17 protein-coding genes and 1 pseudogene are annotated in these 20,949 nt (G+C 63.0%); 5 read left to right on the top strand and 13 right to left on the bottom strand.

Translation table 11 applies throughout. The features are described from left to right. Positions 1-33: 33 nt before the first annotated feature. The 11 genes from GGR17_RS04330 to GGR17_RS04280 all read right to left on the bottom strand — a co-directional run bounded on the left by GGR17_RS04330 (position 34) and on the right by GGR17_RS04280 (position 11,866). A complete protein-coding gene (locus tag GGR17_RS04330; protein WP_054537945.1) occupies positions 34-543 on the bottom strand; it encodes an L-2-amino-thiazoline-4-carboxylic acid hydrolase in 510 nt (169 codons plus the stop codon). A gap of 59 nt (positions 544-602) precedes the next feature. Then, on the bottom strand, positions 603-2,315 hold the full coding sequence (locus GGR17_RS04325; protein ID WP_054537946.1) for an aminotransferase class V-fold PLP-dependent enzyme: 1,713 nt from the start codon (positions 2,313-2,315) through the stop codon (positions 603-605). 301 nt (positions 2,316-2,616) lie between these two features. Next, positions 2,617-2,802 carry a hypothetical protein gene (locus GGR17_RS04320; protein WP_157445498.1) on the bottom strand — a complete coding sequence of 62 codons (186 nt, stop codon included), beginning with the start codon at positions 2,800-2,802 and terminating at the stop codon, positions 2,617-2,619. Between the two features lie 146 nt (positions 2,803-2,948). Continuing rightward, the gene (locus tag GGR17_RS04315) at positions 2,949-4,010 is read right to left on the bottom strand and encodes an aromatic ring-hydroxylating dioxygenase subunit alpha (RefSeq protein ID WP_054537948.1); all 1,062 of its coding nucleotides are present in this window, start codon (positions 4,008-4,010) and stop codon (positions 2,949-2,951) included. 27 nt (positions 4,011-4,037) lie between these two features. Then, positions 4,038-4,961: an ABC transporter permease gene (locus tag GGR17_RS04310; RefSeq protein ID WP_054537949.1), complete on the bottom strand. Its 924-nt coding sequence runs from the start codon at positions 4,959-4,961 to the stop codon at positions 4,038-4,040. Beyond that, entirely contained in the window at positions 4,958-6,187 is a 1,230-nt protein-coding gene (locus GGR17_RS04305; protein ID WP_054537950.1) for an ABC transporter permease, read from the bottom strand. The genes GGR17_RS04310 and GGR17_RS04305 overlap by 4 nt, the downstream gene beginning before the upstream one ends. Continuing rightward, on the bottom strand, positions 6,184-7,800 hold the full coding sequence (locus GGR17_RS04300) for an ABC transporter ATP-binding protein (protein ID WP_054537951.1): 1,617 nt from the start codon (positions 7,798-7,800) through the stop codon (positions 6,184-6,186). The genes GGR17_RS04305 and GGR17_RS04300 overlap by 4 nt, the downstream gene beginning before the upstream one ends. Further along, a complete protein-coding gene (locus GGR17_RS04295; RefSeq protein ID WP_054537952.1) occupies positions 7,797-8,864 on the bottom strand; it encodes a BMP family lipoprotein in 1,068 nt (355 codons plus the stop codon). The genes GGR17_RS04300 and GGR17_RS04295 overlap by 4 nt, the downstream gene beginning before the upstream one ends. Positions 8,865-8,928: 64 nt before the next feature. Beyond that, a complete protein-coding gene (locus GGR17_RS04290; protein WP_052071238.1) occupies positions 8,929-9,510 on the bottom strand; it encodes a TIGR00725 family protein in 582 nt (193 codons plus the stop codon). Beyond that, complete coding sequence (locus tag GGR17_RS04285; RefSeq protein ID WP_054537953.1) at positions 9,507-10,553, bottom strand: carbohydrate kinase family protein; 1,047 nt, start codon at positions 10,551-10,553, stop codon at positions 9,507-9,509. Before GGR17_RS04285 ends, GGR17_RS04290 begins: the two co-directional genes overlap by 4 nt. A 308-nt stretch (positions 10,554-10,861) precedes the next feature. Beyond that, positions 10,862-11,866, bottom strand: coding sequence for an aldo/keto reductase (locus tag GGR17_RS04280; protein ID WP_054537954.1), 1,005 nt, complete (start codon positions 11,864-11,866; stop codon positions 10,862-10,864). Positions 11,867-12,034: 168 nt separating this feature from the next. On the opposite strand from GGR17_RS04280, the gene GGR17_RS04275 reads away from it, so the two are divergent. Further along, the gene (locus tag GGR17_RS04275; protein ID WP_054537955.1) at positions 12,035-12,784 is read left to right on the top strand and encodes a GntR family transcriptional regulator; all 750 of its coding nucleotides are present in this window, start codon (positions 12,035-12,037) and stop codon (positions 12,782-12,784) included. A 132-nt stretch (positions 12,785-12,916) separates the two neighbouring features. Next, positions 12,917-13,051 (top strand): annotated as a pseudogene (locus GGR17_RS20615) (IS5/IS1182 family transposase); the annotation flags it as partial. A gap of 579 nt (positions 13,052-13,630) precedes the next feature. On the opposite strand, the gene GGR17_RS04270 reads toward GGR17_RS20615, so the two are convergent. Next, positions 13,631-14,614: a DUF2125 domain-containing protein gene (locus GGR17_RS04270; RefSeq protein ID WP_054537956.1), complete on the bottom strand. Its 984-nt coding sequence runs from the start codon at positions 14,612-14,614 to the stop codon at positions 13,631-13,633. 64 nt (positions 14,615-14,678) lie between these two features. On the opposite strand from GGR17_RS04270, the gene GGR17_RS04265 reads away from it, so the two are divergent. The 3 genes from GGR17_RS04265 (at position 14,679) to GGR17_RS04255 (ending at position 18,396) form a co-directional block, all read left to right on the top strand. Continuing rightward, on the top strand, positions 14,679-15,230 hold the full coding sequence (locus tag GGR17_RS04265; RefSeq protein ID WP_054537957.1) for a gamma-glutamylcyclotransferase: 552 nt from the start codon (positions 14,679-14,681) through the stop codon (positions 15,228-15,230). A 90-nt stretch (positions 15,231-15,320) separates the two neighbouring features. Beyond that, a complete protein-coding gene (locus GGR17_RS04260) occupies positions 15,321-16,508 on the top strand; it encodes a hypothetical protein (protein ID WP_054537958.1) in 1,188 nt (395 codons plus the stop codon). Positions 16,509-16,512: 4 nt separating this feature from the next. Continuing rightward, a complete protein-coding gene (locus GGR17_RS04255; RefSeq protein ID WP_054537959.1) occupies positions 16,513-18,396 on the top strand; it encodes a peptidoglycan -binding protein in 1,884 nt (627 codons plus the stop codon). A 36-nt stretch (positions 18,397-18,432) separates the two neighbouring features. Here the strand turns inward: GGR17_RS04255 and clpA are convergent, their stop codons facing one another. After that, a complete protein-coding gene (gene clpA / locus GGR17_RS04250; RefSeq protein WP_037204953.1) occupies positions 18,433-20,766 on the bottom strand; it encodes an ATP-dependent Clp protease ATP-binding subunit ClpA in 2,334 nt (777 codons plus the stop codon). Between the last annotated feature and the right edge of the window lie 183 nt (positions 20,767-20,949).

The raw sequence follows: 20,949 nt of genomic DNA, 5'->3' as shown, positions 1-20,949 counted from the left end.
GGCCTTTGGGGGCGCCTTTGTAGGGGCAGCGCGTTAATCCGCAGCCGCCAGGCCTGGTTCAACGATCAGGCGGCAACAGCCGGTTTTGCCGGGCTTCCACGTCTCGCCCTTGAAGGTGAACCCGGCCGCGCCAAACAAGCCCGCGTCGATCGCGCCCGCCGCACGGCACAGCATCTCAAGCTCGTCACCTTCACGCCCTGCGGCTTCCCAATTGTCTTTGAGCGGGCAGCGGTGAAATTGGATTTCCATCCCCTCCGCATCGCATTTGAGCAGCTCCGGCGAAAACAGATGATCGCGACATGGGATGCCGTTGAGGAACTGTTCTGTCAGCGCCTCGATGTTGGCGGGGCCGTGGGCTTTGAGCTTTTCCCCCATCTCGACGCCAAGGCGAAACGTAGCTTTGCTCATCAATTCGATGGTCTTGTCAGGCCCGTATTCTTCGCGCAGCACATCAAACATGTGCATGTAAAATTTCGCGCGCATCGCGTAGGCGCCGGAGAGCTGTTCCAGCGTGATTTCCGGGGTGGCGGGGGCGTCGGTCATTCCATCTCCTGTCGGGTCAACTATTTTAGCGCTTTGCGGTATGGGGTCGGTTCGCAAAGTCAAAGGGCCGTAATCGGGTCTTCTGTCGTCTCCTCGCTGTGCATCACATCCTGCGGCATCCAGAACCCACGAAGTGCTTCGCAATCCGGGGCGAAAATGGCACGCTGTTTCATGAGAGGCACGTCACGGGCCGAAGCCATTTCTTCAGCAGCTGTGATAAACGTACTCATCTGTTGAAATTTCGCGCGCTTGGTATGGCTTTTGAACATCCAGAAATTTTTGAGCGAGGTTGGCGCGGTCGTTGGGCCATTTTTGTGTCGCCAAACCCCCCGTGCGATATCAACATCATAGTCGGCGATAAATCTCAAGCCATTGTTACATATAAATAAAATCCCAGATATGATGTAATCTGTCGTTTGTGTGTCAAAGAAGTAGTTAAAGCCAAGGCGCACCCAGCCGGGCCGCATCAGGCTTTGCCCCTCAGAAACGGCGGTCTCGTATGTTGCGGCTGTCTGCGGCGGAATATGGAGCAGTTCATGCCCGTAAGGTCCCGCACAAGAACAGCCGCCGCGGGCCTGAACGCCAAAGAGATCGTTGAGCAGAGCTACGACAAAGCCATAGTGAAGATGGCGCCCCTCAGTTGAAATATTGAAAGACAGAACCCCAATCCGCTCCTTGTCCAAAGGGCCGAGGATGTCGATGCCCGGCGCGTTGGACAGGCGGGAAAATGCCTCGGTCATGAGGGCGTGTTCCCGAGCTTCGATTTCTGCCGATCCGATTGCTTCCTTCAGCGCCATGACGGCGCCTGCGCGAATATCGCCAATGATGCCGGGTGTGCCGGCCTCTTCGCGGCGCTCAATGTCGCGCACATAGGTATGGTGGTCCGCGGTGACATAGCTAACCGTGCCACCGCCGGTGATACCGGGGCATGTGGAGGTGAAAAGTGCCTTGTCCGCGACCAACACGCCTGAGGCGCCGGGGCCGCCGACGAATTTATGAGAGGAGTAAAACAGTGCGTCGATCCGGGCCATCGGGTCGGCGGGGTCGAGTGAAAGGCGCATTTCGATATAGGGCGCGGCGGCGGCGAAATCACAGACGAACAGGGCCCCATGGAGATGGAGAAGGTTAGCGATCGCTTTCAGGTCGGTGCGCACCCCCGTCACATTGGAAGCGGCGGAAAACGCGCCGATTTTGACACAGTCTTCGGGGTGTGCGTTTAGGCGCCTGGCCAAATGTGCAAGATCAATCTGGCCTGCCGTGTCCAAGGGGATGCGCTCGATCTCCGCACCGGTTTCGCGCCACGGCAGGTCGTTGGAATGGTGCTCATAGGGGCCAACAAACACCACAGGCTTCTCGCCCGCGCGCGCTCTGGCCTCAAGCTCCATGCCGCGCACCAATCGGTCCACTGCCGCAGTGGCGCCATTCCCGGTGAAAATCACCGCATGAGCCTCGGTTGCGCCGACGGCCATGGCGATGGTCTGGCGGGCCTCTTCGCGCAGTGCGGTGGTCACGCGCCCCGTGTGAGAAGCCTCGGTGTGGGTGTTGCCGTAGACGGGCAAAACCCTGTCCTCAATCGCCGCTTCGATAAAGCTCAGGGATCGGCCCGAAGCGATGAAATCGGCGTAGACGAGGGGGCGCGGGCCGTAGGGTCCCGGGATCGGATGGCCTTCGCCAATGACGCTGTCGCGGATGCGTTCAATCAATGCATCGATGGGTTCCCTGGACGCGCCATCTCTGTCGGGATGTGTCGGCGCTACCGCACTTGGAGCCATCGTCAATTTTCCTCGCGTGATCTGCTTCGGGCGCGACGATTGCTAGCCTCTACTAGCGGCGCGCAATCACCGGCTATGGTGATGAAAAATTGGCATTATTCGGATAAATTGCGCAATGAGTTTCTAGTAATTTATGGTGGAAAGCAAAATTAAACTAAAAAATAGGAGAAAGGGGAGTTGGTGGGGGCGGGGATTTTCCGCAATACAGGGTTTCAGGGCAAAATCTTCGACAATTTCACCCGGACGTATGAGAGATGTTTTGCCCGAGCGCACGTAATTCGCTAAAACACAAGGTGAGCTTTCACACCGGCCCGTGTAAAATCGCCTTAAACTGTCTGATGAGCGCTTGCGTCAGACGCTTTTGTGCGTCTCCGGTTATATGCAGCTCTAAGGCATCGTCGTGCGTCTCATCGGGCAAACGGTCGAAGACGTATTCCACCAACTCGGCGGTCTCGGCCACCACGCACGAACCTGCGTCCAGCCACACGCTATGCATCCGCGCGATCAGGTGGAACGGCCCCTCCCAAGCCGTTGATTTGCAGGTATAGCTCCCTCGGAAAGCCGTGTTCTTGCAAAAAAAACCGACGCTTGGGCATGCTCCAGCATTCTGCTGCCCTCCATGAGGGGAAGGCATCAGCGACGGCTGCGTTGTGCTTTGACTGTGGAAAGGAAAGGGCGCGCCCAAGCTTCGTCCGGGGTCACGTCGGAATTTTCGGCGGCGAGCTCCGCGAGGATCTTGCGGTATTCCACCGTCATCCGATCCGCGCGTGTGTGCATTTCCGTCTGGATATCCAGCGGAAATTCGGGCCTCACACCGGCAAGCAATTTGCGGTCCTCCGCTTGAATGCGCCGGTCGAGCGCGACGATGCCCGCGATCTTTTCGGCGTCCGGGTCGTCATTGCGGGCGATGAACTGACAAAACAATGTGTGGCTGTCATCTACCGGGGTCGCGGTCTTGTAGAGCACATGACGCAGCCCGTTTTCATACTCCATCACGTCCTTGTACATCAGCGGCTGGACAAGTTCGGAATTAGTCACGCGCGTGGTAAAATCGCCAGTCAGGCCCGTGTTCCTGCGCAGCGCTTCGGTGATCCGCGCGCGATAGCTGATCCGGGCGGAGAGGTGATGGCCATCACGATGGATTTCGAAACTCTCGAATTGCGAGGCGTTGCTGTCGCCGATGGTGTTTCGATGCGTCCAGGCCACATGGGAGATGTCGAGCGCGTTGTCGATCACCCGCGGCGCTGAGGTGTCCCAAATCTCCATCATCTCATGGATCAGGGTGAAGCCGGAGTCTTCGGCCTCCTCGAGAGTTGGGATATCGGCGCGGGGCATGCCGACGCACAGCCAGACCAACCCGTATTTCTCGTCGACCAGCATCGGCAGCGTGCGCGCGCGCGGCGGAATCGGCCTCTCAGGGTCGTTCTGCGGGATGCGGGTGCAAGCGCCCGTGCCGTCAAACGCCCAGCCATGATAAGGGCACACGAGCTGGCCGTTTTCGACCCAGCCCTGCGACAGGCGCGCGGCGCGATGGGGGCATTCGTCAACGGCACAGGCGACTTTGCCACCGGTCGCGCGCCAGATCACGTAAACATCGTTCAACAGCCGCACAGGACGCGGCGCATCGGTCAGGTCGGCGCTGTAGGCGACTGGATACCAGTAGTCGCGCAAGGTGGGAATTTCGCTGACATACATTGCGAGAGTTCCTTTTGAGGGGGGGCGTCAGGCCCGGCGGAACGGTTTGCCGACATCGGCCGGCCCGGAGGCGCGTCCGACGAAGGTTGCCAGCGCCACGAGCGCCAGCAGATAGGGAAGGGCAAACAGAAGATCATGCGGCAGTTCGTCGGTAAAGATCTGGGCCCGAAGCGCCACCGCATCGGCGAGACCAAAGCCGAGGCAGACAAGAAAGGCCGGTCCCACCCTCCATTTGCCAAAGACCATGGCCGCGAGCGCGAGGAACCCGCGCCCTTGGGTCATTGAGGCCTGAAACAGATCGAGCGTCACAATGGACAGGTAGGCGCCCCCGAGCGCGGCCAGAACGCCCGAGAGGATTACCGCGGCGATGCGGACCCTGGTTACCGCGATCCCGGCGGCATCGGCGGCGGCGGCGCTTTCGCCACAGGCGCGCAGGCGCAGCCCGACATCGGTGCGCATCAGTACCCACCAGACGATAAAGACCAGTGCGAAGGCGAGCACGTCAATCATCGACAGTTCCCCCAAAAGCGGCCCGATCACCGGCAGCTGCGGCAAAAGGGGAAGCGGTAAGGTCGGTATTTTTGGCACGCTCGGTGTTGTCCCGTCGATACCCCAGATAATTGGCACCAATGCTGCGGTCAGACCGGCACCGATCAGATTGATCGCCGTCGAGCTGATCACCTGATCGCCTCGAAGGAGCACCGACATGATCGCGAGCATCCCACCACTGATGAGCCCGGAGAGCACTGCGCCGCCAAGGCCAAGCCACGGGTTGCCGGTCAGATAAGAAAAGACCACCGCGCCAAAGGCGCCGCTGAGCATCATTCCTTCGAGGCCGATATTGACCACGCCGCTACGCTCGCACAAAAGGCCGCCCAGCATCGGCAGGATCACCGGGACCGACAGGTGCAGCGTTGAGGCGAAGAGGGACAAGGTAATGAATTCGCTCATCTGTTCTCTCCACTCGCCAGGGGAAGGGATTGAGTGCTGCTCGGGTCTGCTTCGGGTGGTCGGTTGCCACGTTGAATCCGTCCGCTCAAATGCACGATCGCGGGTTGGATTGCGACAAAGGCGACAACCAGGCCAGACACGACGCCGACCATCTCGCGACTGATGCCGGCGACTGCCTGCATCTGAACCGCGCCGGAGTCGAGCATGGCAAAGAAAAAAGCAGAGACGATCATTGCAATTGGTGACAGGGCGGCGAGCAGCGCAACCGCGATGGCGTCATAGCCGTAGCCCGCTGAAAAGGCATCGAAGAATCGCCCATAAACGCCGAGCACCTGGACCGCACCGGCCAATCCACCAAGCCCGCCGGAAATGAGCAGCGTCGAATTGGTCATGCGTGCCACCGAAACTCCGCTTGCCAGCGCCGCGCCGGGGTTCGCACCCATCAGGCGGATACGAAAGCCCAAAGGTGTGCGGTAGAGTAGCCACCAGACCCCGATCATCGCCGCAACCGCAACTATCAGCCCTGAATGCAGGCGCGTACCCTCCCAAATCACCGAGAGGCGCGCGTCACGTGGAATTTTATCGGTCGCCGAAGGCTGGGACGCAGAAACGAATGGCCCCTTCGGCGAGACCGCGTAAAGCGCGACGTAGACCGCGACAAAGTTGATCATGATCGTGGTGACGACCTCGTGAACGCCACGATAGGCTTTCAGCAGCGCCGGGATCAGCGCGGCAAATGCGCCGCCAGCGATCCCGCCCGAAAGGCACAGAAACGTGAGCAACGCCGGGGAGACATCAAGTTTCGCGCCGATCACCCCCGCGACCAGCCCCCCAAAAATAAGCTGGCCCTCCACGCCAATGTTGAACAACCCTCCATGAAAGGAGAACGCCACCGCCAGCCCGGCGATCAGAAGGGGGATCATCTGGACAAGCGTTTCGGCCAGTGCGAACTGAGAGCCGAGAGAACCGATAAAGAAGGCCCGCGCGGTAACGCCAAGATCAGCGCCGGAGAGCAGCAGAAATGGCAGCGCACAGAGCATCGACGCCCCCAGCGTGAGGACAAATACCAACGCTCGCGCACCAAGTGTGCGCGCCCGGTCGCGCGTCAGCGCCGCGAAGGCCCCTAGCGTAAGTGGTGTGGTGTTGCGGGCATCTAGCGCCTCCGCAATGATAGGATCGAGACGCGCCGTGCCTCTGCGTGGAAGGGCGGGGCGTTTGGAGCTCATAAGGCAGTGTCCATCTGTTTTGGTGCATCCGGGCATGGGGGACCGGGCGCCGGGTCACCCTGACTGCCGGACATCCAGCGGCCGATCTGATCGATCTCGAATTGTGCGGCGGTCATCCGACCCACGATCTGCCCCTTGCGCAGCACGACGAGCCGATCGGCAATTGCGAAAACCTCGGCCAGATCAAGGCTCGGCAACAGGATCGCGCTGCCGCCCGCGCGCAGATCCAACAGCGCGCGATGTACCGCAGAGGTAGAGCCAACGTCGAGCCCTCGCGTAGGCTGGGCCGCGATCAAGAGGCGGGGCGCGCGCGCGAGTTCGCGCCCCACCACGAGTTTCTGCTGGTTGCCACCCGAGAGGCTCGCCATCGGAATGTCGGCGGCGGGCGGGCGGACCTGGTGCCTTTCGATCAGGGTTTCGGTCAACAGCCGCCTTTGGCGCAGTGAGAGGAACCACGGCCCGGTACTGAAGGGTTTGCCGTCGACGAAGCCGATGGAGGCGTTGTCGATCAGGCTCATCCCGTCGGCCACGCCGGTGGCATGGCGGTCTTCGGCAATGTGCGCGATCCCGGCGTCAAGGCGGCGCTGGGTCGACCAGTCGATCACATTGTGCCCGTCGATGGCGATGAGGCCATCGGTGGCCTTGCGCAAGCCCATCAACAGGTCAACCAATTCGCTCTGTCCGTTCCCTTCGACTCCCACAACCGCAACAATCTCGCTGCCATGAACCTTGAGATCGAGCGGGCCGAATTGCACTCCGTCGGTCAGACCGCGCACATCAAGGATCAGCGGCCCTTCCTTCGGCGCCCGCTGGGGGAGTTCGGGATTGCCGCGCCCGATCATCATCTGGACGAGATGAGCCTCAATCAGTTGACGTACCGCTGGGCGAGCAAGGTCTTTGCCGGAAAGCTCTGCTTCACCGACAACGGCCCCGTCGCGTAGCACTGTCACCCGGTCACACAGGCGCATGATTTCCGGCATTTTGTGGCTGATCAGGACAATCGTCGTTCCCTCGGCCCGCAAGCGGTCGAGCAGTGCATAGAGCTCCTCGGCCTCGGGAGGCGACAGCGCGGCGGTTGGCTCATCGAGTACCAGCGTACGCGCGCCGCCCCAGAGCGCCTTGAGGATTTCTACCTTTTGCCGCGCTCCGACCGAGAGCGTCGAGACCCGCGCGAAAGGGTCGATGCCGAAGCCGAAACAGTCCGAGAGTTCCTGTGCCCTCCGCGCCGCGCGGGGCAGATCGAGCCGGCGCACCATCCTCATGGCAAGTGATCCGGTGGCCCGCCCCATGATGAGGTTTTCCGTCACGCTGAACGCGCCAATCAGGCTGAAATGCTGTTGCACCATGCCGATCCCAGCCCCGAGCGCTTCTGCCGACGAGCGGAAGGTAACCGGCGCACCGTCGATTTCGATCATGCCGGCATCGGCGTGGATCATGCCGAAGAGGATCTTCATCAGTGTCGATTTTCCAGCGCCATTCTCGCCCAACAGCCCGTGGATCGAGCCGGACTGAACGGTCAGATCGATAGCGCGATTGGCGTGGACCGCGCCAAACCGCTTGTCGATGCCCGTCAGCCGGATGGCTGCGGGGCAGAGGGGGGGCTCCAGGCTCACAGTTGCGCGGGTACGAACGCGTCGAGCGCTTCGTAGGTGTCCGGCGGGGTGACTTCGCCAGAGGTGATCTTGTTTTTGGCCGCGTCCACCTTTGCCAGAATTTCCGCTGGAAGCGTGTCGATGTTGTCGGCACAGAGGCCGACAGCCCCCTCGGCAAGGCCGAGGCTTTGCGGCCCGCCCTCGAAGGTGCCCTCGTGCACCGCCTTGTTTTCGTAAAACACCGCGCCCGCGACGTCCTTCACTGCGGAGGTCAGGAAATTGTTAGGTGCCAGATGGCCCTTGCAGGTATCCGCTGCGATGACCCAGTGATCCGCGCCTTCGGCGATAATCGCGTCGTAAATCCCACGCCCGCCGCCGCCTGCAACATCCATAATCACGTCCACATCGCTGTCAAACATGCCCTCGGCCAACACCTTGGCCTTCGCCGGATCGCGGAAGGAGCCGACAAACGCATGTGAAACCTTGATCTTCGGGTCGATCGTGGCAACCCCGGCCTTGTAGCCCGCGAGAAAGCGCACCACCGGCGGGGTTTCCATGCCGCCGACAAAGCCGATATGGCCGGTTTTTGACGTCATAGCCGCAACAATCCCGGCAAGAAAGGCCGCCTCCTGTTCGCGAAAGGTGACACTTGCCACATTCAGCAGCGGTGTTCCGTCGTCGTCGGTCGACACCGCGTCGATCAGGGTGAAATGCGCGTCGGGCCTGGAGGACGCCACCTCGGTCAGCGCATCGTTCAAAAGCGAGCCTACGCCCACCACCATGGTGGACCCGCCGGCCACCGCCTGGAGCAGGTTGGGAACGAATTGCGACTGGTCGGTGGATTGGATCACCTGAGCGCGCCCGCCGAAGGCTTCGACGGATTTGTCGAGCCCAAGCTTGGCGAGGTCGTTGAACCCGTGATCTCCCAACCCGTTCTGATCGGTAATCATCGTCCAGATCGGCGCATCTCCGGCCTGCGCGGCGAGCGGCATGAACGCACTCGTGGCCACCGTCGCGAGTGAAAACAGAGCGGCACGGTGGATGCGGCCCCCGGTGGCGAGAAATGCTGAGAAGGCAGTCGTCATGAGAGGCTCCATTGGCTGTGGAAAAAGGAAAGCATTGCCGAGAATATGGGCTGGTCGGGCCTGGTCATCCGCCGGCCCACCCGGTGAGGGCTTCGAGTTTCGAGCCGCTGCGGGGCTCGTCGGCGCGGCGAAGGGCGATCTCGACCGCCTCGTGTGGGGTTGCCGCGAAGCTCACGGGAAGCACGCGTCGCTCATCGAGGTAACAGCCGTCATAGAGGGTTTCACGCAGCCGATCCGACCAGCCGCCGAGGCCCTCGAGCGCCACGACAGGTACGCCAGCGTCATAAGCGACGGTAAGTTCGTTGAGCGTTCCAACGCCTCCGCCAATCATGATCAGGCTGTGGCACACCCGCGCCGTCAGCACGTTGCGCAGCGTACCCATGCCGGTCGGAAAGACAAGATCCACATACGCGTTTGCCCGTTCCGCATCGCCGTAGGGCAAAAAGCCAACGGTCAGGCCGCCGGCGGATTTCGCGCCGCGGGATGACGCCTCCATCACGCCGCCCGTGCCGCCCGTGATCAAAGCGGCTCCCGCATTTGCCACGTGACGCCCGATCTCTTCGGAAGCGTCGAGAAGTGCGGGCGGCAATTGCTCGCCGGGCCGGGCCGAGCGGCCGATAAGGCCGACCGTGATCATCCGGGTCATTTCCGATCTCCTGTGATTGTCGCGACCATGCCCTCTGTGCTGCGCGCTTCTGGTGGCAGGGGGCGGGCGGTCTTGAGCAATATGCGCGCCCGCGCGTTCACTGCGGCGCGATCCACCTCGAACAGGTCGAGCGGATTGGCCGTTGCCAGCGCGAAAGAAGCGCAGGCGGAACCAAGCGCGGCGGCCTCTATCAAATCGGCCCCCCCCACGCGTCCGGCCAGAAATCCGCCGCAAAACGCATCGCCTGCCCCCGTCGGGTCAATGGGGTCTGCCAGATAGGCGTCAAGCTGAATGCGCTGGCCCCCGTCATCAACAAAGACGCCTTCCGGCCCTGCCTTGAGCACCACCGTGCCCGCGCCGTGCGCACGGAAAGCCGTGAGCGCGTCGCGCGGCGCCAGACCGGGGGCGACGACCTCAAGATCAGAAGTGGAGGGCAGGAACACATCAAGTTTGGGCAGGGTCTGCGCAAGCCTGGCAAAGGGATCGCCCACGAGCTCATGGCGGGCAGGGCAGTCGGTCTGCACCACGCCTCGTGCCTGCGCCAAGAGCGCGACCAATGCGCGGTGACGTTCGAGTGGTAGGAGCGGCAGATGCCAGAACGCCACCCGGTCGAGCCAGGCCTCTGGAATGTCCGCAGGCGCGGGCGCCCCCAGAACCAAAGTTTCTGGCGCGCCGGTGGTATCGATAAAGGCCGCTCGGTCCGTGTTCGGCAGATGGGCCAGAAGCGAGGCCGGGACCGGGTGCAGCCGCCCGCCATCAGGACGATGCGCATAGCTCACCCGCACAGGATGATCGCACTCAAGGTGCACTAGCGCCGAGAGGTCGAACCCGCCGTTGTCGAGCCGATCGAGCACCTGTGGGGGATAATCTCGCCCGACCCGGGCGACGAGATGCGGCGTCCTGCCGCCCAGATACGCGCCCATCGCTGACCATAGCGCATTGCCGCCGGGTTTGGCGGGCAGGGCGCGGCCGGTCGGAGTCAGCACGCTGTCAATGCTGAACGAGCCGACGATGGCGAGCCCTGATGGAGAGATGTTAGTCATCTGTGTGGTCCTGTCGGGGTCTTGTGGCAGCGCACGGGCCTTGGTGATCTCCCCGGGGGGGCTGCACATTCAGGTGTTAATATCAGGGGGCTCTAAAAATCCATTGTTCAACAATGAAATGTTTTCCTGTCTGAATTCTTCAACATCAGACGTAAGGCGCCCATTTTTCACGCGACAGTTCGGCGGGATTTTCCATTGGAGGTCGATTTTTTGGCGAAGCTGGGGGTGGGGCGGGATTCATGTGCGGTCTGCGTGGATGAGTCATTATGCGCGCCGTTGTGCGAGTTTCTGTCACGCGCTCACTGGGCTCAGCAGCGGCGCTTCTCGCGCGCGAGTCCTTCCGGCACCCAGCCCGCATTGCGCGGGTCGACATTGACGCCCGGCGCCACCACGCGGTCGATCGCGTCGAGCAGAGTTTCATCGAGGCGGACGTCTTCGGCGCCGAGCAAGGCGTCAAGTTGCGCCTCGGTGCGCGGCCCGATCAGGGTGCTCGTTACATCGGGATGTGCCTGGGTCCAGGCAAGGCTCATTCGCATCAGGGACAGGCCTGCCGCTTCGGCCAACGCACGTAGCTGCTCCACGAGGCCGAGTTTGGCTGCGTCATCAGCGCGGATGAAGGGGTTGCCGCTTGCAGCGCGTGAGCCCTTCGGTGCGGCTTCGTTGCGCCGGTATTTTCCAGTCAGCCACCCGCCATTGAGGGGACTCCACGCCAGGACCCCGAGGCCGTAGCGGCGGCAGGTGGGCAGAACTTCACCTTCAATCCCCCTTGCTAATATGGAGTATGGCGCCTGTTCAGCGACCGGAGGGGGTAGGCTCATCTGTGTCGCCACCCATTGCGTGCGCACCAGCATCTCTGCAGGAAACACCGAAGTGCCTGCATGTCGGATCTTGCCTGTGCGGCGCAGGTCGTCAATGGCCTGAAGGGTCTCTTCAAGTGGAGTCTCGGGGTCGGGGCGGTGCAGTTGATAGAGGTCGATGGAATCAATGTCGAGGCGGCGTAGCGAGTCTTCGACCGCCTGGATGATCCACGCCCGCCCGCCCCCTGAACGGGTTGGATCTCCTTGCATGGGCAGTCCCACTTTCGTCGCCAGCACCACCTTTTCGTGACGGCCTTTGAGTGCTTTTCCTAAGACCTCTTCCACCGCGCCATCGTTGTAGATATCCGCAGTATCGATCAGAGTGATACCCGCGTCGAGTGCGCGATGAACGAGGCGGATTGCCTCGTCTTCGGAATTCGAAGTGAGCAGCGACATGGTACCCAGACCGAATTGCGATACGGAAAGGTCCGACGTGCCCAAAGTCTGCGTTTGCATATGCGTGTCTCCTGTTGCGGCGCGTGGGGCGGTGTTTGCAGTAACGCATCTTTTCATTCATTGTTCAACAATAGTATATGGGCATTCATTGCTAGCGATGTATGGCGCGATTGTTCTGTCTGGGGGTGGGCGCTATGATTAATGCGGCAGGGGGACGAAGGATTGAGCATGCCCGAGGATCAGCAGTTGCAGTTTCAGCGCGTCAAGGATCGCCGCGCGTTATCGGTTCAGGTCTATGATCAACTCGTCGATGTATTGCGCAAGGATGCCGTGCCAGGTGCGCTCATTCCGCCCGAACTTCAGCTTTCACAAGATCTCGGAGTGAGCCGAACGGTCCTGCGCGAGGCGCTGCGGTTGCTTGAGGAAGATGGGGTGATCGAACGCGCCGTCGATCCGCGGCGACGTCAACTTGCGCAGCCGGGAAGCAATCCGCCGGCCTTCAACGCACCGCTTGAACAAATGCTTTCGGTGTCCGGAGAAATGAGCCTGCGCGTCGTGCGTCACGGGCCACTCGCGCCAACAAGCTGGAGTCGCAACCTGTTGGAAACCCCACCAGACTGCAATGAGGTGATAGCGCGCGAGACCCTATTTTTGCAGGGTGACGAACCGATTGCGTCGGCACTGGAGGTTGTCACGACGGAGGTATTGAAAGGCGCGCGTCCGATTGACGCCGGCGCACCGCCCGCCACTTTGCTCCACGACCTCGGGCCGAAGTTCCGCTCAAAATGTGTCGCGACCCTTTGGCGCTTGTCGAAAGCCACATCAGGCGGCCGATCTCGCGCAGGTTTCAAAGATATTGATCGCGACGTGCCTCTGGTCACACTGACCACAGTGCTGAGGCGGAACGGTAAGCCGGTCTTTCTGGCGAAATATCTTCTGAGATTGGATATGTTGTCTTTGAATGTCGGAAATATCTAACGGTTGGCAGGAGGCTGAAAAATCCTTACTCGGCAGCGATCTGGGAACGCAATTCAGCCTATTGACGGTGAAGACGGGGTTGGGATGTGTGGGGCGGATGAGACGAGCGGTTCGCTGTTCAGCTAATTCGATCTGGAAGAGCGCGTCCCGGCCAAGCACCCGCTTTGCACGATCCGTCAGGTCGGCAATGAGGCGCTGGCCAGCCTTGATGCCCAGTTCGGCCGGCTTTGTTCGACGGAAGGCCGTCTCTGGATCGCACTGACCCGTTCGCCTACCTGCGGCTCTGCCCGCAGATATGCCGACAGCGGGACTGATGGTCGGCGAACTTCTGATGGTCGGCGAACTTGGTGACGAGCACATGCGCGATGGCGCCCTCGGTCGGCAGGCAGGCTTTCCCGCCCCTGAGTCATTTTGCCACAGCCGGGCGGAGCGCCTCCAGGGACCGCACCCGCCGCCAGTCCAGCCCGGCGAACAGCGCCTCGAACTGGGCGCGGTTCAGGGTCATCGGCCCGGGCTGGCGCGGGGTTGCGCGCAGGAGGCCGAACCGGATTAGGGGATTGTCAGTCGAAGGGATGGAGCCAGAAGGCGGAGACAGGCGGGGAGCCCATGCCAGACCCTGCCACCCTGCCAATCGGGACTCCCGACTGCGGCGAATAACGCTATCGGCAGCGACAAAACTTGCTTCGGAAGTTATTCGGCTGGCTACGGGTGGGCGACGATGGCGGCGTCCTGTTATGCCGTCTGTTCTGCTGCCGGTCATGGGATCAATGCCACGCAAAACCCGATCCTCCAGCATCTGGCGCGTCACCGCACCTTCATGCCGCTGAGGCCCGTGCCTCTGAGCCGCTAGTCGAGGCGCAGCGGCGGCAGGGTGCCGAGCGGGATCGGCCCCATGCTGACGTGCCCTTCACGAACGCTCAGCGGCAGGTCGAGGTCATCGCCGCCACGGGCCAGCGCCTGCAGCCCGCGGGCCAGTTGGGCGGCGGTGTCGGGGTCAAGCGCGCCGCTTTCCACGCTCAGCGCCAGAACCCGGCGCCAGTTGGTCACGCCCAGCCGCAGCGTGCCATCCAGCAGACCGCCCTGGCCCACGCTCAGTTCGCCTGACGCATCCAGCCCGATATCGCCCCATTCCAGAAGGGCCTGCTCCAGCCCGATTTCGGTAATCGTCAGCGGCTGTTCCAGCGCGAACCGATCCAGCGGGCGGTCAAAGCTCAGGGTGGCGTCGATCTTCAGCCGTTCGATCAGCGCGGGCAGGCGCCCGTCCGGCGAAAGCCGGGCCAAAAGCGCGGCCGAGGGGACGAGCCCCGTCACCTCCGCCCCGATCCGATGCGCATCAACCCGGTCGGGGGCAAGGCGTGTGGCAAAACGGGCGTTTTGCGCGGTCAGAACGTCGGCGTTGCCGCTGCGCGCGGTCAGCGCCTTGACGACGAAGCCGGAGTGATCCAGCGCCAGGGACGTGCTGGGCCGGAACACCGCGCTGCCGCGCATATCGGCGCTGGCGATCGCGTAATCGCCCAGCAGCGTGTTCAGGCGCTGTTCATGCGGCCAGACGACGATCACATGGTTGGGCCGATAGCTCAGCGCCATGACCTGCAGGAACGGCGCCTGCCAGAAGAACCCGTCACCCTCGACCAGCACGTTGTCGAGCGTGGTGTCCAGACGGTTGGGAAAACCGCGCACCGCCAGCTTGTCATAGCTGACCTGCCAGCCAGTGCCGCCCGTGCCGTTCAGCCAGGCGCGCAGCCCGGCCTCCAGCCCGCGCGCGGCCACGAACCAGTAACCGCCCCACAGCGCGGCGGCCAGCACGACAAGCCCGATCAGTCTTCGCATGGTCGCCCCTTTTCCTTCCCGGCCTGCTGGTGTTTACAGGGCCGGAGCAGAGAGGGCCAGAGACATGCCGCGCGCGCCGCTTTGGGTTTTCGGATACGGGTCACTGATGTGGAACCCCGGCTTTGCCGTGGCCGAACGACAGATCGCGCGGCTGGCCGATTACCACCGCTCGTTTTGCATGCGCTCGGTCCATCATCGCGGAACACCGGATGAACCGGGGCTCGTTCTGGCGCTTGATGCCACGGCTGGCGCGGCCTGCACGGGGCTGGCCTTTCGCGTCGCACCGGGGGCCGAGGATGCGACCGTCGCCTATCTGCAGGAGCGAGAGCTGATTTCCTCGGCCTATCTGGAGGCGGAGCTGCCGCTGGATCTGCGCGGCGGCCCGCAGGTGCGGGCGCTGACCTTCATCATCGATCCCGACCATGTGCAATATTGCGGCGGATTGCCGTTGGAAGAGCAGGCGGGCATCATTGCGCGGGCCGTCGGCGGGCGCGGGGCGAACACCGAATACCTCTATAACACCGCCGCCCATCTGGCCGAGCTTGGCATCGAGGATGCCGAACTGAGCTGGCTGACGCGCCGGGTGCGCGAAATCACAACAGGTTCGGAGGCCTGACACGGCGCCGTGCGATTGCGTGTTGTCGCGGCGCGGCGCATCCCCTAGTGTTTTTTCAACAATATCAGGGTCAGGGCCCGTCCAGCAGATATGACCGACCGCGAGGCAGAACCACATTTCTCCCAACCCGTCCGCCAGATCTTTCTGATGCTGGTGGCGGTCGGGCTTTTCTCTTTCGGGGCCTATGTGGCCTATCCGCGCGTCGGGCCGGTGTTCCTGTCGAACCCCTATCTGAACGGTGTCATCCTTCTGGTCTTCGTCGTGGGGGTGCTGGCCTGTTTCTTTCAGGTGTTTCAGCTGATTTCCTCCGTCCACTGGATCGAAGGTTTCGCGGCCGAACGGCCGGGGCACCAGATGACCCGCGCGCCGCGCCTGCTGGCGCCGCTGGCGGCGCTGCTGCGCAGCCGGGGGGCGCGGATGCAGATCAGCTCTTCCTCGTCACGGTCGATCCTGGAATCGGTCGCCACGCGGATCGAGGAAGCCCGCGACATCACGCGCTATATCGTCAACCTGCTGATATTCCTGGGCCTTCTGGGCACGTTCTACGGCCTTGCCACCACGGTGCCGGCGGTGGTCGAAACCATCCGCTCGCTCGCGCCGAGCGATGGCGAAACCAGCGTTGATGTGTTCGCACGGCTGATGTCGGGGCTCGAGGCGCAACTGGGCGGCATGGGCACGGCGTTTTCATCCTCTCTTCTGGGGCTCGCCGGTTCGCTGGTGGTGGGGTTGCTGGAGCTGTTCGCGGGCCATGGCCAGAACCGGTTCTACCGCGAACTGGAGGAATGGCTGTCGACCATTACGACGCTGGGTTTTTCCAGCGGCGATGGCGACGGGGGCGAGGCCGGTTTCGCCTCCGGCGTGCTGGAACAGATGGCCGGGCAGATGGACGCGCTGCAGGCGATGTTCACCCAATCCGACGTCAGTCGGGCGATGGTTGATGAACGGCTGGGGCAGGTGGCCGACGCGGTAGAGCGGCTGACCACCCGGATCGAGGCCGACAGTACCGCGGCCGGCACCACGGCCACCGCGCTGGCCCGGCTTGCCGAAGGACAGGAGCGGATGATTGCAGCCCTGGAAGGGCGCGCCGCCGAAGACACGGATGTGAACCCGCATGTGGATGCCGAAAGCCGGATGCGCCTGCGCTCGATCGACGTGCAGCTCTTGCGGATTCTCGAGGAGATTTCGGCGGGGCGGCAGGAAACCCTGACCGATCTGCGCGGCGATCTCGCGACGCTGACCCGCACGATCCGCCAGGCCACCGGCGAGCCGGGAGAATAGGCCCATGGCCCTGACCCGACGCAGCGGCAACCGTTTTCAGGCGTCGATCTGGCCGGGCTTCGTCGATGCGATGACGGCGCTCTTGCTGGTGCTGATGTTCGTTCTGACCATTTTCATGGTGGTGCAGTTCATGCTGGGCGAAACCATCGCCGGGCAGGAAACGGAACTGACAGAACTGAACGCCGAACTGGCCGCCCTGGCCGAGGCGCTGGGGCTGGAGCAGCAGCACAGCTTTCAGCTGGAAGCCGAAGTGGGGCAGCTGGGCGGAGAGCTGGATACCGCCCGTATCCAGGCCGAGGCGCAATCGGCGCTGATCGCGACCTTGACGTCACAGCTTGACGCGCGCGCGTCTGATCTGGCCACGGCACGGGCGCGGATCACGGATTTCGAGGCGCAGGTCGCCAGCCTGCTGTCGCAGCGCGATGCCGCGCGGAACCGGGGCCTCGCGCTGGAAGAACAGCTTGCCACGCTGGAAGAGGATCGCAGCCGCCTGCTGACCGAGCAGGAGCAGTTGCAGCTGGCGCTGGCGCAGGCCCGCGATGAGGTTGACGCCCAGGCCGAGGCCGCGCGGCTTGCCGCCGCCCGGCGCGAGGCGCTGGAGGCGCTGATCGCCGATCTGCGCCGTGGCGCTGACGAGGCGGGGCAGGCGAATGCGGCGCTGAGTGACCGGATCGGCGCGCTGGAAAACCAGCTGTCAGAGGAAGAGGCGGCAAGGCTGGCCGAGGCGGCGGCGGCGCAGGCCCTGCGCGACCGGCTGAAAGGCGCCGAGGATGAGTTGACGGCGATGACGCTGGCGCTGGAAGAGCAGCGCCGACGGGCCGAGGAAACGCTGACGATGCTTGCCGCCGCGCAGGCTGCCGAACGGGATCTGGACGCGCGGCTTGCGGCCGCCGTTTTGGCGCGCACGCAGCTGAGCGAAGATCTGGCGGCGGCGTCGCAAGAGCAGGAAGGTTTGGCCGAGGCGCTTGCCCGCGCCGAGGCCGAGCTTGAGGCGCTGCGCGGTACATCGGGCGATGCGGGCGATATTCAGCGCCAGCTTGCCGCCGCGCTGGCGGCCAAGCTGGCCGCTGAACAGGTGGCCCAGGAACGGTTGAGCGAGGCCGAAGAGCGCGCCGTGCTGCTTGCCTCGGCCAATCGGGCGCTTGACGAGGAGCAGGCGAAATCGGCCGAAAGCCAGCGCAAGCTGGCGCTGCTGAACCAGCAGGTGGCGGCGCTGCGGGCGCAGCTCGGCTCGCTTCAGGCGCTTCTCGATGAATCGGCGGCGCGCAATTCCGACGCCAATGTTCAGATCGAAACGCTCAGCAGCCGCCTGAACGCGGCGCTGGTTCAGGTCACCGCCGAACAGCGCGCGCGGGCCGAACTCGAGGCGGCCGAACGCAAGCGGCTGGAGGAAGAGGCGCGGCGCCTGGCGGAAACGGCGAAGAACCTGGAGAATTTCCGCTCTGAATTCTTCGGCCGCCTGCGCGAGGTTCTGGCTGGCCGCGAAGGCGTGCGCATCGTGGGCGACCGTTTCGTCTTTTCGTCGGAGGTTCTGTTCGAATCGGCCTCGGCCGAGCTGTCGGCGGGGGGGCAGGCGCAGATTGCCAATGTGGTGGAGATTCTGCGCGACGTGTCCGACGAGATTCCCGCGGGGATCGACTGGATCATTCGGGTGGATGGCCACACAGACAATGTGCCGCTGCTGGGCACGGGCAAATATCGCGACAACTGGGAGCTGAGCCAGGGCCGGGCGCTGGCGGTGGTGCGCTATATGACCGATGCGCTTGGCTTTCCGCCCGAGCGGCTGGCCGCGACCGGGTTCGGGGAATATCAGCCGGTGAATAGCGAAAACACGTCCGAGGCGCGGGCGCAGAACCGGCGCATCGAACTGAAACTGACCGAACGCTGAGCGACGGGCGGCGGGGTTTCCGCCGCCCGCTGTTTGTTATTCCGCCGTCAGAAGCGGGGGCTTTTTCGAAGAGATCTGGCGCTTGGTCGGCTCTTCGATCAGCAGGTCGATCTTGCCGTCCTTGACGCCTACGGTCACGACGCCGCCCTTGGCCAGCTTGCCGAACAACAGCTCCTCGGCCAGCGGCTTCTTGATGTGCTCCTGAATCACACGGCCCAGGGGGCGCGCGCCCATCTTGTCGTCATAGCCCTTGTCGGCCAGCCATTCTGCGGCGGGCTGGGTCAGCTCGATGGTCACGTCGCGGTCCATCAACTGGGCCTCAAGCTGGAGGACGAATTTCTCGACCACCTGCATGATGACCTCCTTGGGCAGCGGCGCGAAGCTGATCACCGCGTCCAGACGGTTGCGGAACTCGGGCGTGAAGGTGCGCTCGATCGCCGCCGTATCCTCGCCCTCGCGCCGGTCGCGGCCAAAGCCGATGGCCGATTTGGCCTGTTCTGCGGCACCCGCGTTCGAGGTCATGATCAGGATCACGTTGCGGAAATCCACCTGACGGCCGTTATGGTCAGTCAGCTTGCCGTGGTCCATCACCTGCAACAGGATGTTGAAGACATCCGGATGCGCCTTTTCGATCTCGTCCAGCAGCAGCACGCAATGCGGGTGCTGATCGATGCCATCGGTCAGCATGCCGCCCTGATCGAACCCGACATAGCCCGGAGGGGCGCCGATCAGGCGCGAAACGGCGTGTTTCTCCATGTATTCCGACATGTCGAAGCGCAGCAGTTCCACGCCCAGCGTATCGGCCAGCTGTTTGGCGACCTCGGTCTTGCCGACGCCGGTGGGGCCGGCGAACAGGTAGTTGCCGATCGGCTTTTCAGGCTCCCGCAGCCCGGCGCGGGCCAGCTTGATCGCCGACGACAGCGCCTCGATCGCCTTGTCCTGACCAAAGACCACGCGTTTCAGCGATGGCTCCAGATCCTTCAGCACCGCGGAATCGTCCTTGGAGACGTTCTTGGGCGGAATGCGGGCAATCTTGGCCACCACCGCTTCGATCTCTTTCGCACCGATGGTCTTGCGGCGTTTGCCGGCGGCCACCAGATGCTGCGCCGCGCCGGCCTCGTCGATCACGTCGATCGCCTTGTCGGGCAGCTTGCGGTCATGGATATAGCGGGCCGAAAGCTCGACCGCCGACTTGATCGCGTCGGAGGTGTATTTGATATGGTGATGATCCTCGAAATAGGGCTTCAGGCCTTTCAGGATCTTCACCGCATCCTCGACCGACGGTTCCTTGACGTCGATCTTCTGGAACCGGCGCGACAGGGCGCGGTCCTTTTCGAAATGCTGGCGGAATTCCTTGTAGGTGGTCGATCCCATGCAGCGCAGCTTGCCGCCCTGAAGCGCGGGCTTCAGCAGGTTGGAGGCATCCATCGCCCCGCCCGAGGTGGCGCCGGCGCCGATCACCGTGTGGATCTCGTCGATGAACAGGATCGCGTCGGGGTGATTTTCCAGCTCGGTCACCACCGCCTTCAGCCGCTCCTCGAAATCGCCGCGATAGCGGGTTCCGGCCAGCAGCGCGCCCATGTCGAGCGAGTAGATCGTGGCGTGTTGCAGAACCTCGGGCGTTTCGCCCTTGACGATCTTGCGCGCCAGACCTTCGGCGATGGCGGTCTTGCCAACGCCGGGATCCCCCACCAGAAGCGGGTTGTTCTTGCGCCGGCGGCACAGCACCTGCACGCAGCGCTCCACCTCGAGCTCACGCCCGATCAGCGGGTCGACATCGCCTTCCCGCGCCTTGGCGTTCAGGTCCACGCAATATTTCGACAAGGCCGATTCCTTTGCATCCCCGTCGTCGGGCTGAGAGCCGTTGCTTTGCGTTTCCTCGTTGAACTCAGGCGCGCCGGAAACCGGGCGGGTTTCGCCGAAGGACGGGTCTTTGGCGACGCCATGGGCGATGAAATTCACGGCGTCGTAGCGGGTCATGTCCTGCTCCTGCAGGAAATACGCCGCGTTCGACTCGCGTTCGGCAAAAATGGCGACAAGGACATTCGCGCCGGTCACTTCGGTCCGGCCCGAGCTTTGAACGTGAATGGCAGAGCGCTGAATCACGCGCTGGAAGGCGGCCGTGGGCACGGCTTCGGAGCCTTCGATCTCGGTCACGAGGGTCGAAAGCTCTTCGTCGATGAATTCCACCAGGGTCTTGCGCAGCTCTTCCAGATCGACCGAACAGGCCTGCATCACCTTGGCGGCGTCGGGTTCGTCGATCAGGGCCAGCAGCAGGTGTTCCAGTGTAGCCAGCTCATGGCGCCTGGCATTGGCCAGCGCGAGGGCTGCGTGGATGGCTTGCTCGAGAGTGTTTGAAAACGAAGGCACGTGGCGTGCTCCTTTCCTGTAGGGCCGAGGGGGGCTGTCGGGCCCGTCCTCAACCGTGGCCTCATATCTTTAAGGTTCGGTTTTTAAGGCCGTGCTTCAAGTCTTTTCTCTTCAATTCCGATCACAGGTTGCGCAAGGGCGCAAAAAATGGGCGTTTCTTTTGCGCTCCGGCCTTGGCCTGTG

It is taken from the genome of Actibacterium naphthalenivorans, from assembly GCF_014196965.1.
Classification (GTDB): Bacteria; Pseudomonadota; Alphaproteobacteria; order Rhodobacterales; family Rhodobacteraceae; genus Actibacterium_A; species Actibacterium_A naphthalenivorans.
Note: the sequence above shows the minus strand (reverse complement) of the source record. Positions and strands in the feature narration are given on the sequence as shown.